Consider the following 13555-nt stretch of genomic DNA (forward strand, 5'->3'; position numbering starts at 1 on the left):
CGCCATGACCAGCCGTCTGCTGATGCCCGTCCGCACGCGTGACCCCGAAGCGCCCGCGGGGGAGGTCCCCGGGTCCACCATGGCCACCGCGATCCTGGACCTGGAGCACCCGCTCGTGACCGCGCTGACGGCCCGGGTGCGGCGCGAGGCCCAGGAGCGGGGAGCGGTCACCGACCGCGCCCGGCTCCAGGTGGCGCACGGCATCCTCGTCACCGCCGTGCGGCCCGTGTACTCCGTGGAGGACCGGCGCCGGGTGTCGCGCACGCTGCGCCTCGGCCGCGGCTCGTGCAGCCAGCGGATGGCGGTCCTGGAGGCGGTGGCCCGGTCCCTCGGCGTGCCGACCCGGGTGCGCGGCCTGCTCGTCGACGGCACCTTCTGGTACCCGAGGTTCCCGAAGCTCCGCGCGTTCGTCCCGGAGGAGGTCCTGCTGGCCTGGCCGGAGTTCCTGCTGGACGACGTCTGGGTCCCGATCGCGGAGCTGTTCACGGGCCTGGAGCCCGCCGACGGGCACGGCGGCGGATTCTCCAACTCCGGTGCGGAGACCCTCTTCGAGGCCGTCGCCCGGACCACCGTCGACTGGGACGCGCCCGCGGCGTGCGCCGGCTCGGCCCCCTGCGACCTGTCCGCCCACCTCCGGACGGACCTGGGCCGCTTCTCCTCGCGCGACGAGCTGTTCGACCTCCACGGGCAGACCCTGTGCCGCACCGCCCGCACCCTGGCCGAGCCGGTCCTCGGCCGCTGGAGCGCGGGCGCGGCGGCGGACGCGGGCACGGCAGCCTGAGGACGGGCGGACGCGGGCACGGCGGCCTGAGGACGGGCGCGGCGGCCTGAGGACGGGCGGGCGCGGCGGCCTGAAGCCGGGCCCCGGCCCTCAGGTCTTCCGCCGCCTGATCGTGTTCCCGAGCCAGACCAGCGGGTCGTACTTCCGGTCCACGACCCGCTCCTTCAGCGGGATCAGGGCGTTGTCGGTGATCCGGATGGACTCCGGGCAGACCTCCGTGCAGCACTTGGTGATGTTGCAGTAGCCGAGGCCGTGCTCCTCCTGCGCGGTCCGCCGCCGGTCGAGCCCGGCCTCCTCGGCCGCGTCCAGGGGGTGCATGTCGAGCTCCGCGACCCGCATCAGGAAGCGGGGCCCGGCGAAGGCCTCCTTGTTCTCCTCGTGGTCGCGCACCACATGGCAGGTGTCCTGGCACAGGAAGCACTCGATGCACTTCCTGAACTCCTGCGAGCGGTCCACGTCCTCCTGCTTCATCCGGTACTCGCCGGGCGCGAGCCCGGCGGGCGGGATGAACGCCGGGATCTCCCGGGCCTTCGTGTAGTTGAAGGAGACGTCCGTGACCAGGTCGCGGACGACGGGGAAGGCCCGCATGGGCGTCACCGTGACGACCTCGTCCCGCGCGAAGACCGACATCCGGGTCATGCACATCAGCCGGGGCCGGCCGTTGATCTCGGCCGAGCACGACCCGCACTTGCCCGCCTTGCAGTTCCAGCGCACGGCCAGGTCGGGGGTCTGGGTGGCCTGGAGCCGGTGGACGATGTCGAGGACGACCTCGCCGTCGTGCACCTCGACGGTGTAGTCGGTCAGCTCCCCGCCGCCGGCGTCGCCCCGCCAGATCCGGAAGTGGGCCTGATACGTGCTCATGCGTCCAGCTCCTCCTCCGCCAGGTACTTCGCCAGCTCCTCCTTCTCGAAGAGGGCCAGCAGATCCGGCCTGATCGGCTCGGTCCGCACCCGCTCCAGCGCGATCCCGCCCCCTCCGGAGGCCCGGCACAGCAGGTTCACCGGGCGCCACGACCGCTCCATCGCCGGCCGGTCCTCGCGGGTGTGCCCGCCCCGGGACTCGGTGCGCTCCAGGGCGGCGCGGGCCACGCACTCGCTGACCAGGAGCATGTTCCGCAGGTCGAGCGCGAGGTGCCAGCCGGGGTTGAACTGCCGGTGCCCCTCGACCCCGATCCGCCCGGCCCGCTCCCGCAGCGCGGCGATCCGCTCCAGGGCCTCGGCCATCTCGCCCTCCCGCCGGATGATCCCGACGAGGTCGTTCATCGTCTGCTGGAGCTCCTGGTGGAGGGTGTACGGGTTCTCCGCGGGCCCGGTGCCGTCAGCGGGATCGAACGGGGCCAGCGCCTCCGTCCTGGCCGCCGCCACCGCCTCCTCGCCGACCTCGGCGGGCGTGGCCCCCGCCGCGTACTCCGCCGCGTGCAGCCCGGCCCGGCGCCCGAAGACCAGCAGGTCGGAGAGGGAGTTCCCGCCGAGCCGGTTGGAGCCGTGCATGCCGCCCGCGACCTCGCCGGCCGCGAAGAGACCGGGCACCCCGACCGTGGCGGCCGTCTCCGAGTCGACGGCGACCCCGCCCATCACGTAGTGGCAGGTCGGCCCGACCTCCATCGCCTCGGCCGTGATGTCGACGTCCGCCAGCTCCTTGAACTGGTGGTACATCGACGGCAGCCGGCGCCGGATCGTCTCCGCCGGCATCCGGGTCGACACGTCGAGGAACACCCCGCCGTGCGGGGAGCCGCGCCCCGCCTTCACCTCGGCGTTGATGGCCCGCGCCACCTCGTCGCGCGGCAGCAGCTCGGGCGGGCGCCGGTTGTGCTCGGGGTCCTCGTACCAGCGGTCGCCCTCCTCCTCCGACTCGGCGTACTTCTCCTTGAAGACGTCGGGGACGTAGTCGAACATGAACCGCTTGCCCTCGGAGTTCCGCAGCACCCCGCCGTCGCCGCGGACGGACTCGGTGACGAGGATCCCCTTCACCGAAGGCGGCCAGACCATGCCGGTCGGGTGGAACTGCACGAACTCCATGTTCACCAGCGGCGCCCCGGCCAGCAGGGCGAGGGCGTGGCCGTCGCCCGTGTACTCCCAGGAGTTCGAGGTCACCTTGAACGACTTGCCGATGCCGCCGGTCGCCAGGACGACCGCGGGCGCCTCCAGGACGAGGAAGCGCCCGCTCTCCCGCTCGTAACAGAAGACCCCGGCGACGTTCCCCGACCCGTCCTTGAGGATCCGGGTGACGGTGAACTCCTGGAAGACCTTCAGGCGCGCCTCGTGGTCGCCGGTCTCCCGGTGGTCCTCCTGCTGGAGTCCGACCACCTTCTGCTGGAGGGTCCGCAGCAGTTCGAGCCCGGTGCGGTCGCCGACGTGCGCGAGCCGCGGGTACTCGTGGCCGCCGAAGTTGCGCTGGGAGATCCGGCCGTCCGCCGTGCGGTCGAAGAGCGCGCCCCAGGTCTCCAGCTCCCAGACCCGCTCGGGCGCCTCCTGGGCGTGCAGCTCGGCCATCCGCCACTGGTTGAGGAACTTCCCGCCGCGCATGGTGTCCCGGAAGTGCGTCTTCCAGTCGTCGTGCTCGTTGGCGTTCGCCATGGAGGCGGCGATTCCGCCCTCGGCCATCACCGTGTGCGCCTTGCCGAAGAGGGACTTGCAGATGACGGCGGTGCGCGCGCCGGCCCGGCGCGCCTCGATCGCGGCCCGCAGCCCGGCGCCGCCCGCGCCGACCACGACCACGTCCCACCGCTGCCGTTCCACGGAGCTCACAGGACTCATGTCAGAAGAACCTCGGGTCGTCGAAGGCGCCGGTGGCGAGCAGATACACGTACAGGTCGCAGACGGCGACGCTGATCAGCGACGCCCAGGCGAGTTGCATGTGACGCCGGTTCAGGCGCCCCACCCAGGTCCACAGCCGGTAGCGGACGGGATGCTTCGAGAAGTGCCGGAGGCGGCCGCCGACGATGTGCCGGCAGGAGTGGCAGGACAGGGTGTACGCCCAGATGAGGACGATGTTGACGAGGAAGACCAGCGTCCCGAGCCCGGCATGGCCCCAGGCGTAGTCGGCGTCCCGGAAGGTCAGCGCGGTGTCGTACGTGAGGATCCCGGCGACCGGCACCGCCGCGTAGAAGAAGTACCGGTGGACGTTCTGGAGGATCAGCGGGAAGCGGGTCTCGCCGGTGTAGGTGCGATGGGGTTCGGCCACCGCGCAGGCCGGGGGAGACGCCCAGAATCCCCGGTAGTACGCCTTGCGGTAGTAGTAGCAGGTCAGCCGGAAGCCCAGCGGGAAGACCAGGATCAGCAGGGCGGGGGAGAGCCCCCACCAGCTGCCGAAGAGCTCCCAGTTCGGCCCGCCCCGCATGGGGACGCAGTTCTCCGCGAGGCAGGGCGAGTAGAAGGGGGAGACGTAGGGGGCGGCGTAGTAGTCGGCGTTCGCGAAGGCCCGCCACGTCGAGTACGCGACGAAGGCGAGCAGTCCCGCCGCGGTGGCGGCGGGGGAGAGCCACCAGCGGTCGGTCCTCAGATGGCGGGCGGCGAGGGAGGCGCGCCCCGGAGAGCGCACCCCCGTCGCCGGCCCGGTGGGTTCCGTACCTGTGGCCAACAGGGCCTCCTCGGCTCTACGGCTCTACGGCGCGTGGCGGTCGCGTGCTCCCAGGCCCTCGTCGTCGACGTCGGTCCACTTCCCGGCGTCGTACGGGGCGTCGGGGATGGTCACCATGCTCTCCGCACGGCCGGAGGTCGGCGGGGGAGACGCGCTCCGCTCCGCCCCGACGCGGCGTTCCAGCTCGTCGACGGTGTGTTCCAGGTCCTGCAAGCGGCGCTTGACGGCCGCCAGATCGTCCTGAACGGACATGGTTGCCCTCACCTTCGTGAGTGTCGCGCGTCACATCCCGCTTGGGAAGTCGTGTGCACGAGCGGTTGGGCCGCACGAGTGGGGTTTGCCGGTCGCGCCGCCGTGTCGCCGTGGCCGCATCCGGTCCGTGCTTTTCAGTGTATGAGCAATAGGTCTGATCATCTCCAAATGGAATAAATCTGGACGAAGGGGTACAAGTCATGTCCCAGATCGGCGCCCCTCGCGGGAGGACATGCTCCAGGAGCCCCCGCTCCCGCACGCTCCGCTCCGTCGCCACCCTCACCAGCGCGGTCCTCGCCGTCACCGTCCTCGCCGGCTGCAGCTCCGGCGACGAGGCCGACGAGACCCCGGCGGCGGCCCAGGACAACGCGCCCGCGCCCCGCGACCGGGTCGCCGACGGGGGCACCCTCCGCTGGGCCGTCGACGCGCTGCCCACCACGCTCAACGCCTTCCAGGCCGACGCCGACGGCACCACCGCGCGCATCGCCGGAGCCGTGCTCCCCTCCCTCTACACCCTCGACGAGCGGGGCCGCCCCAGGCTGAACCCCGACTACCTGGAGTCCGCGCAGGTCGTCGAGACCGAGCCCAAGCAGGTCGTCCTCTACAAGCTCAACCAGCAGGCGGTCTGGAGCGACGGGCGCGAGATCGGGGCGGCCGACTTCGTGGCCCAGTGGCGCGCGCTGAGCGGCCGCGACACCGCGTACTGGACCGCCCGCAACTCCGGCTACGAGCGGATCGAGAAGATCGAGCGGGGCAAGGACGACCTGGAGGTCCGGGTCACCTTCGCCAAGCCCTACGCCGACTGGCAGTCCCTCTTCACGCCCCTCTACCCCAAGCAGGTGATGGGCTCCCCGAACTCCTTCAACGACGGGGCGCGCACCACCCTCAAGGCCACTGCAGGACCGTTCCTGCTCAAGGCGGTCGACCGGAAGGGCGGCGGCGTCACCCTCGCCCGCAACCCCCGCTGGTGGGGCCAGCAGGCCAAGCTCGACAGCGTCGTCCTCAAGGCCGTCCCGCGGGCCGACCGGGCCGAGGCCCTCGCCGCCGGCAACCTCGACCTGGCCGAGATCGACCGGCCGGTCGCCGACCGGATCGCGCTCGCCCAGCGCGACGCCCGCGCCGGACGGAACGGCGCCCAGGCCGCCCTCGCCCACGGCCCCGGCTCCGCGATCACCCCGGCCAAGGCCCTGAAGTCCTGGGCCCTCGCCCACGGCTCCGACGACGAGAAGGCGGCCGAGGTCAAGGCCGCCCGCAAGGAGAACCAGGAGGCGATCGCCCGGTACGCGAGCGCCCAGGACGCCCTCGCGAAGTACGTGGTCCGCAAGTCCCTGGAGCCCGCCTACACCCAGCTCTCGCTGAACGGCGAGTCCGGCCCGCTGGCCGACGAGCGGGTACGGCGCGCGGTGGCCCGCGCCATCGACCGCCAGGAGCTCGCCGAATCCGTCCTCAAGCCGCTCGGCCTCCCCGCGAAGCCCCCCGGCAGCCACCTCGCCCTCGCCGGCCAGGCGGCGTACGCGGACAGCAGCGACGCGCTCGGCGGCCAGGACACCAAGGAGGCGCAGGCGCTCCTCGCCGACGCGGGCTGGGTCCCCGGCGGCGCGCTCCACAAGCCCGCCGGCACCAAGGCGGGCAGCGAGGCGGAGGAGAAGGAGGCCGAGAAGAAGGCGGCGGAGAAGAAGGCCGCCGAGAAGGCCGGGAAGGGCGAGGGCTCCACCGACGCCAAGAAGCGGGCGGGCGACACCGCCTCCGACGAGGGCCTCTACATCGTCGGCGACGACAAGCCCGGCGACCGCCGCGCGGCCCCCGCCCCCGCCATCGGGGCGAACGGCCCCGAGGGCGGCACCGACGTCCTCGCCCCGGGCTCCGCCGCCGCCCGCCAGAGCGCCGCGCTCCTCGCCCGCGCCGAGGCCCTCGACACCGGCTCCGGCGCCGCCCGCGCCGCCCAGTCGGCCACCAAGCCGGACCAGGGCGTCGCCGGGGCCTACGCCCCGCGCGGCACCGCCGCGCCCGTGACCGCCCCCGAGGCCGCCAAGGCCCTCGGCAAGGACGGCAAGGCGCTCAGCCTCCGCTTCGTCCTGCCGTCCGGGCCCGGCTCCGAGTCGCTGCGGGCGGTCGGGGACCGGATCGTCCGGATGCTCGACGCGGTCGGGATCCGCACCGAGGTCACCAAGGTCTCCGACGACAGCTTCTTCAAGGACCACGTGGCCTCCGGCGACTACGACCTGGCCCTCTACTCCTGGCCGGCCTCCGCCTTCCCGGCGACCGACGCCCGGCCGATCTTCGCCAAGCCCGAGCCCGCCTCGGACGGCTCGCTCCTGGTCGAGCAGAACTACTCCCGGGTCGGCACGGACCGCATCGACCAGCTCTTCGACCAGGCGGCGGGGACGCTCGACGAGGAGGAGGCCCGCGAACTGGTGCGGCAGGCCGACGCCCGGATCTGGGCCGCCGCCGGCTCCATCCCCCTCTACCAGCGCCCGCAGCTCGTCGCCGCCCGGGCCGATCTCCTGAACGCCGGCGCCTGGGGTCTCGCCGCTCCCCGGTACCAGGACATCGGGTTCAAGAAGCCCGAAACGACCAAGGGTACCCAGCGAAACCACTGAAACCCCAGGTCACAACCTCAGAAGCAGCTCAAGTTCCTTGCCCGCCGGAGACCCCGGCGGGCAGGATCGCGTCGGCCCCTTGACCCGGCCCGCATGACGTTCCCCACACCCTGAAAACTCCCAGTAGACCCTCTCGGATCCAGCCGGGGAAGCCCCTTGCACGGCAGCCCCGTACCATAGGACATAGCCGTGGCGCGTCCGCCCGGCGGGCGTACGAGGAACTGACGCCGCATCCCACGATCCGAGAGAAGCGCAAGCACCCATGCCCACGCGCCACGACATCCGTAACGTCGCCATCGTCGCCCACGTCGACCATGGCAAGACGACCATCGTCGACGCCATGCTCAAGCAGGCCGGTGCCTTCGCCGCCCACCAGCAGCTCGACGACCGCATGATGGACTCGAACGACCTGGAGCGTGAGAAGGGCATCACGATCCTCGCCAAGAACACGGCGGTGAAGTATCACCCCAAGGACGGCGGGGCCCCGATCACGATCAACATCATCGACACCCCCGGCCACGCCGACTTCGGTGGCGAGGTCGAGCGCGGTCTGTCGATGGTCGACGCCGTCGTCCTCCTGGTGGACGCCTCCGAGGGTCCGCTCCCGCAGACCCGCTTCGTGCTGCGCAAGGCGCTCCAGCAGCGCAAGCCCGTCATCCTCTGCATCAACAAGACGGACCGCCCGGACTCCCGGATCGACGAGGTCGTCAACGAGACCTACGACCTCTTCCTCGACCTGGACGCCGACGAGGACCAGATCGAGTTCCCGATCGTCTACGCCTGCGGCCGCGACGGCATCGCCTCGCTGACCAAGCCGGAGGACGGCACGGTCCCGCAGGACTCCGAGAACCTCGAGCCGTTCTTCTCCACCATCCTGGAGCACGTCCCGGCCCCGGCGTACGACGAGGAGGCCCCCCTCCAGGCCCACGTCACCAACCTGGACGCCGACAACTTCCTCGGCCGCATCGCGCTGCTCCGCGTCGAGCAGGGCGAGCTGCGCAAGGGCCAGACGGTCGCGTGGATCAAGCGGGACGGCACGATCTCCAACGTCCGCATCACCGAGCTGATGATGACCGAGGCGCTCACCCGCAAGCCGGCCGAGGTCGCCGGCCCCGGTGACATCTGCGCCGTCGCCGGTATCCCGGACATCATGATCGGCGAGACCCTGGCCGACCCGGAGAACCCGATCGCGCTGCCGCTGATCACGGTCGACCAGCCGGCCATCTCCATGACCATCGGCACCAACACCTCGCCGCTCGTCGGCCGCGGTGGCACCGGCAAGGGCGCGGACGCCAAGGCCGCGGTCAAGGACCGCAAGGTCACCGCCCGCCAGGTGAAGGACCGCCTGGACCGCGAGCTCATCGGCAACGTCTCGCTCCGCGTCCTCGACACCGAGCGCCCGGACGCCTGGGAGGTCCAGGGCCGTGGTGAGCTCGCGCTCGCCATCCTGGTCGAGCAGATGCGCCGCGAGGGCTTCGAGCTCACCATCGGCAAGCCGCAGGTCGTCACCAAGGAGGTCGACGGCAAGATCCACGAGCCCGTCGAGCGCCTGACGGTCGACGTCCCCGAGGAGCACATGGGCGCGGTCACGCAGCTCATGGGTGTCCGCAAGGGCCGCATGGACAACATGTCGAACCACGGCTCCGGCTGGGTCCGCATGGAGTTCGTCGTTCCGTCCCGTGGCCTCATCGGCTTCCGTACGGAGTTCCTCACCAACACCCGCGGTACGGGTATCGCCCACTCGATCCACGAGGGCCACGAGCCGTGGTTCGGCCAGCTGACGACCCGTAACAACGGCTCGCTGGTCGCCGACCGCGCCGGTGCGGTCACCGCCTTCGCGATGACCAACCTCCAGGAGCGCGGCGTCCTGTTCACCGACCCCGGCACCGAGGTGTACGAGGGCATGATCGTCGGCGAGAACTCCCGCTCCGACGACATGGACGTGAACATCACCAAGGAGAAGAAGCTCACCAACATGCGCTCCTCCTCCGCCGACTCCTTCGAGGCGATCGTCCCGCCGCGGAAGCTCTCCCTGGAGCAGTCCCTGGAGTTCTGCCGCGACGACGAGTGCGTCGAGGTCACCCCGGAGGCCGTGCGCATCCGCAAGGTCGTCCTGGACCAGAAGGAGCGCGGTCGTTCCGCTTCCCGCGCCAAGAACGGCTGAGTAAGGTCGCATACGGCCGAGCACGGCGGGGTAGATCATGATCCTGTGATCTTCGCCGCTCTCGGCTGACGAGACGTCAGCAACGGAGCCCGGGCCCCCACAGACGCTGTGGGGGCCCGGGCTTTTCGTCAAGTCCCGTCAACTCCATTTCGGGGCCGAGGTGTCCGCATATCGGCGATCGCTCTCCGGTACGTGTGTTAACAGTCCGTTTCGGGCGTGTCTGTCTGTGCTCAGTTTGTCCGGATTTCGGTCTTCCCGGCCCCGGTGATGTTGCCAAAACGAGACCGCTTAAGTGTGGTTTACAGCCCGGACGTACTTAATAGTTGGCTCCATTGAGCTCGGGTCAATGGGTCACGCACTGTGGGGAGTGCCGACTCACGAGCACACTCGGGGCACTTGAGTCCAAAGCCGTCAGGGGTGTCGGCGAAACTCGGAGTGCCTCTCTTGTAGTGACAAAGTGGACTCATGAGGAGGAACCCATGCGCGGTGCCAAGAGCGCCAAGTGGGTAACGGGCGCGATCATCGTCGCCCTTGCTGCGACCGCCTGTGGCGGGGGTAAGAGCGGCGACAGCGGCAGCGACGCCAAGGCTGTTGACCCGAACGGAATCTTCTCCATCGAGCTGGGTGAGCCGGAGAAGCCCCTGCTCACCGGTGACACGATGGAGTCCAACGGCTCCGCCGTCATGGCCGGCCTGTTCTCGACCCTGGTCGACTACAAGGCCGACGGCTCCCTGGAGATGATCAACGCCGAGTCGGTCACCACGACGGACTCGAAGACGTGGACCGTCAAGCTCAAGCCGGGCTGGACCTTCCACGACGGCACCCCGGTCACCTCCAAGTCCTACGTGGACGCGTGGAACTGGAACGCCAGCCTGAAGAACGCCCAGGGCCTCGCGTCCTGGTTCGCGGACATCAAGGGCTACGACAAGGTCCACCCGGACGCCGAGGGCGCCAAGCAGACCGCCGACAAGCTCGAGGGTCTGAAGGTCGTCGACGAGAACACCTTCACGATCGAGCTCTCGAAGGCCGTCCCGTACTTCGGTCACAAGCTCGCGTACATCGTGTTCGCGCCGCTGCCGGACTCCTTCTACAAGCTCGACTCGAAGGTCCGCGGTAACGCCCCGGTCGGCAACGGTCCCTACAAGTTCAAGTCCTGGGACCACAAGAAGAAGATCGAGATCACCCGCTTCGACGGCTACAAGGGCCCGAACAAGGCGAAGAACGGCGGTGTGGTCTTCAAGAACTACACCACCCTCGAGGCCGCGTACGAGGACCTGAAGTCCGGCAACGTCGACGTCCTGCGTCAGATCGCGCCGAAGGACCTCCCGGTCTACCGCCAGGACCTCGGCGACCGTGCCGTGGACCAGCCGTACTCCGCGATCCAGACCATCGCCGTCGCCTTCTACTCCGACCAGTGGAAGAAGCCGAAGCAGGTCGACCCGCGCGTCATCCAGGGTCTGTCCATGGCGATCGACCGCGCCACCATCACCAAGACGGTGCTGAACGGCACGCGTGAGCCCGCGACCGGCTGGGTCGCCAAGGGTGTCCTCGGCTTCCAGGCCGACGGCGGCGCCGGCGTCACCACGTACGACCCGGCCAAGGCCAAGGAGCTCATCAAGGCCGGTGGCGGTGTCCCCGGCGGCAAGATCTCCATCCAGTACAACGCCGACGGTGGCCACAAGGAGTGGGTGGACGCTGTCTGCAACTCCATCCAGCAGGCCACCGACGTCCAGTGTGTCGGCGACGGCAAGCCGGACTTCCAGGCCGACCTGACCGCTCGTAAGACCAAGCAGGTCAAGTCGCTCTACCGTTCCGGCTGGGTGCTCGACTACCCGGTGAACGCCAACTTCATCTCGGACCTGTTCCGTACGGGTGCGGGCGGCAACCAGGGCGACTTCTCCAACAAGGAGCTGGACGCCAAGATCGCGAAGGCCGACTCGGCCGCCACCCTTGACGAGTCCGTCAAGGCCTACCAGGCGATCGAGAAGGACCTCAAGAACTACATGCCGTCCATCCCGCTCTGGTACTACAAGGTCAACGCGGGCTTCTCCGAGAAGGTCTCGGGTGTCGCCTACGGTCAGGACGGCGACCCGATCCTGACCGGCGTCGAGGTCAAGAAGTAATCACCCGAGCGTAGTCCGCACACCGTCACGGGACTGACGGAACGTCAGTCCCGTGACGGTGCCTTACGCAGCGGCTGGGGGGCCCTTCCACGACATAGGTATGCCCGGATCCGGGCATGCCGTCGGGGGAGGGCCCGTCGGTTGCGCTGACACATCTCAACGGAGGCATGATGGGGCGTTATGTCGCACGACGACTGCTCCAGATGATCCCGGTTTTCCTCGGGACAACCCTGCTGATCTTCCTCATGGTGCACAGCCTGCCCGGCGATCCCGTGCTTGCCATGTTCGGCGACAAGGGCGCCGACCCGGCGACGCTCGCCGCGAAGCGCCATGAGCTGGGTCTCGACAGGTCCTTGCCGGTGCAGTACTTCACGTACATGCGGGACATGGTCCTGCACCTGGACTTCGGCACCCAGATCCGTAACGGACTGCCGGTCACCGAAGTGCTGGGTGACGCGTTCCCCATCACTCTCCAGCTGGCCGCGCTCGCGTTCGCCATCGAGCTGGTCTTCGGTATCGGTCTGGGCATCATCGGTGGTCTGCGCGCCGGCCGCCTGGCCGACAACCTGATCCTGATCTTCACCCTGCTGATCATCTCGATCCCGGTCTTCGTCCTCGGCTACATCATCAAGATGGTGTTCGCCTTCAACCTGGAGTGGATCGCGCCGAACGTCAGCACCGAGCCGGTGCTGAGCGAGATGATCGCCCCGGCCATCGTGCTCGGCGGTCTCTCCCTCGCGTACGTGGCCCGACTGACCCGTACCTCCATGGCGGAGAACCTGCGCGCCGACTACATGCGCACGGCCGTCGCCAAGGGCCTGCCGCGCCGCCGCGTCATCGGCGTGCACCTGATGCGCAACTCGATGATCCCCGTGGTCACCTTCCTCGGCACCGACATCGGCGCCCTCATGGGCGGCGCGGTCGTCACCGAGGCGATCTTCAACATCCACGGAGTCGGCGGCGTCATCGCCGAGTCGATCTCCCGGCGCGAAGGTTCGACCCTGGTGGGCCTCGTCACCATCCTGGTGATCGTCTACCTCGTCACCAGCCTGCTCATCGACCTGCTGTACGCGGTCCTGGACCCGAGGATCCGGTATGCCTGACGTGACCAAGACCGCAGCCGCCGTCGAGGATGCCGTCGCGCCCCCCTCCGTGGACGCGTCCGCACCGGTGGCCAAGGCCGAGAAGGCCCGCAGCCTCTGGGGCGACGCCTGGGCCGACCTGCGCCGCAACCCGTACTTCATCATCTCCTCGGTCCTGATCGCGCTGCTGCTGCTGATCTCGGCGTGGCCGACCCTCTTCACCAACGCGTCCCCGACCGCCGGTGACCTGGTCCACCACTTCCTCAGCAAGCCCGAGCTCGGCAAGGTCGGCTCTCCCGAGTGGCTGGGCTACGACCAGCAGGGCCGCTCCGTGTACGCCCGCCTGATCCACGGCACCCGCGCCTCGATCATCGTCGGCATCGCCGTCACCGCGATCGTCACGATCGTCGGCGGCATCATGGGCATGATCTCCGGCTACTTCGGCGGCTGGGTCGACGCGCTGCTCTCCCGGCTCACCGACGTGTTCTTCGGCATCCCCTTCCTGCTCGGCGCCATGGTCGTCCTGCAGGCGTTCGTCGAGCGGACCGTCTGGGTCGTCGTCTTCGCCCTCGCGTTCCTCGGCTGGACCCAGATCACCCGCGTCATGCGCGGTGCCGTGATCACGGTCAAGCAGGCCGACTACGTCCACGCGGCGAAGGCCCTCGGCGCCGGCACCACCAGGATCCTTTTCAAGCACATCCTGCCGAACGCCATGGCCCCCGTGATCGTCGTCGCGACCATCGCGCTCGGCGGTTACATCTCGGCCGAGGCCACCCTGTCCTTCCTCGGACTCGGCCTCGCCGCCCCGACCGTCTCCTGGGGTGTCGACATCTCCGCCGGCGTCGCTCAGATCCGCATCGCTCCGCACGTGCTGCTGTGGCCCTCGATCATGCTGAGCCTCACCGTTCTGGCGTTCATCATGCTCGGCGAAGCCGTCCGCAACGCCCTCGACCCCAAGCTGCGCTGAGGAGGGC

Annotated in this window: 10 protein-coding genes; 6 read left to right on the plus strand and 4 right to left on the minus strand. The window is 69.8% G+C overall.

The window, feature by feature from the left end; translation table 11 throughout:
• The first annotated feature begins 4 nt into the window (after positions 1–4).
• A complete protein-coding gene (locus tag ACWGN5_RS04885) occupies positions 5–781 on the plus strand; it encodes a transglutaminase domain-containing protein (RefSeq protein ID WP_453511331.1) in 777 nt (258 codons plus the stop codon).
• A gap of 90 nt (positions 782–871) precedes the next feature.
• On the opposite strand, the gene ACWGN5_RS04890 is transcribed toward ACWGN5_RS04885, so the two are convergent.
• From ACWGN5_RS04890 to ACWGN5_RS04905, 4 genes are read right to left on the minus strand one after another with little or no spacing between them, the layout of a single operon-like run.
• The gene (locus ACWGN5_RS04890) at positions 872–1642 is read right to left on the minus strand and encodes a succinate dehydrogenase/fumarate reductase iron-sulfur subunit (RefSeq protein WP_453511333.1); all 771 of its coding nucleotides are present in this window, start codon (positions 1640–1642) and stop codon (positions 872–874) included.
• On the minus strand, positions 1639–3528 hold the full coding sequence (locus ACWGN5_RS04895; RefSeq protein ID WP_453511476.1) for a fumarate reductase/succinate dehydrogenase flavoprotein subunit: 1890 nt from the start codon (positions 3526–3528) through the stop codon (positions 1639–1641). The genes ACWGN5_RS04890 and ACWGN5_RS04895 overlap by 4 nt, the downstream gene beginning before the upstream one ends.
• 10 nt (positions 3529–3538) lie before the next feature.
• The gene (locus ACWGN5_RS04900) at positions 3539–4360 is read right to left on the minus strand and encodes a hypothetical protein (protein ID WP_453511334.1); all 822 of its coding nucleotides are present in this window, start codon (positions 4358–4360) and stop codon (positions 3539–3541) included.
• Between the two features lie 24 nt (positions 4361–4384).
• A complete protein-coding gene (locus tag ACWGN5_RS04905; RefSeq protein WP_453511336.1) occupies positions 4385–4612 on the minus strand; it encodes a hypothetical protein in 228 nt (75 codons plus the stop codon).
• A 200-nt stretch (positions 4613–4812) separates the two neighbouring features.
• Here ACWGN5_RS04905 and ACWGN5_RS04910 point away from each other — a divergent pair, with 200 nt between their 5' ends.
• The 5 genes from ACWGN5_RS04910 (at position 4813) to ACWGN5_RS04930 (ending at position 13548) form a co-directional block, all read left to right on the plus strand.
• A complete protein-coding gene (locus ACWGN5_RS04910; RefSeq protein ID WP_453511337.1) occupies positions 4813–7212 on the plus strand; it encodes an ABC transporter family substrate-binding protein in 2400 nt (799 codons plus the stop codon).
• A gap of 262 nt (positions 7213–7474) precedes the next feature.
• Positions 7475–9376: a translational GTPase TypA gene (gene typA, locus ACWGN5_RS04915; protein ID WP_392150734.1), complete on the plus strand. Its 1902-nt coding sequence runs from the start codon at positions 7475–7477 to the stop codon at positions 9374–9376.
• A gap of 479 nt (positions 9377–9855) precedes the next feature.
• Complete coding sequence (locus tag ACWGN5_RS04920; protein WP_453511339.1) at positions 9856–11499, plus strand: peptide ABC transporter substrate-binding protein; 1644 nt, start codon at positions 9856–9858, stop codon at positions 11497–11499.
• A gap of 170 nt (positions 11500–11669) precedes the next feature.
• Positions 11670–12602 (plus strand): ABC transporter permease, encoded by a 933-nt coding sequence (locus ACWGN5_RS04925; protein WP_453511478.1) that lies wholly within the window; start codon positions 11670–11672, stop codon positions 12600–12602.
• Positions 12595–13548, plus strand: coding sequence for an ABC transporter permease (locus ACWGN5_RS04930; RefSeq protein WP_453511340.1), 954 nt, complete (start codon positions 12595–12597; stop codon positions 13546–13548). The genes ACWGN5_RS04925 and ACWGN5_RS04930 overlap by 8 nt, the downstream gene beginning before the upstream one ends.
• Positions 13549–13555 lie beyond the last annotated feature (7 nt).

This window comes from Streptomyces sp. NPDC055815 (assembly GCF_053616475.1).

Excerpts from the sequence above, each read along its gene's own strand:
- ACWGN5_RS04885 (WP_453511331.1), top strand. The coding sequence starts at position 5 with ATGACCAGCCGTCTGCTGATGCCCGTCCGCACGCGTGACCCCGAAGCG.
- ACWGN5_RS04890 (WP_453511333.1), bottom strand. The coding sequence starts at position 1,642 with ATGAGCACGTATCAGGCCCACTTCCGGATCTGGCGGGGCGACGCCGGC.
- ACWGN5_RS04905 (WP_453511336.1), bottom strand. The coding sequence starts at position 4,612 with ATGTCCGTTCAGGACGATCTGGCGGCCGTCAAGCGCCGCTTGCAGGAC.
- ACWGN5_RS04910 (WP_453511337.1), top strand. The coding sequence starts at position 4,813 with ATGTCCCAGATCGGCGCCCCTCGCGGGAGGACATGCTCCAGGAGCCCC.
- typA (WP_392150734.1), top strand. The coding sequence starts at position 7,475 with ATGCCCACGCGCCACGACATCCGTAACGTCGCCATCGTCGCCCACGTC.
- ACWGN5_RS04920 (WP_453511339.1), top strand. The coding sequence starts at position 9,856 with ATGCGCGGTGCCAAGAGCGCCAAGTGGGTAACGGGCGCGATCATCGTC.
- ACWGN5_RS04925 (WP_453511478.1), top strand. The coding sequence starts at position 11,670 with ATGGGGCGTTATGTCGCACGACGACTGCTCCAGATGATCCCGGTTTTC.
- ACWGN5_RS04930 (WP_453511340.1), top strand. The coding sequence starts at position 12,595 with ATGCCTGACGTGACCAAGACCGCAGCCGCCGTCGAGGATGCCGTCGCG.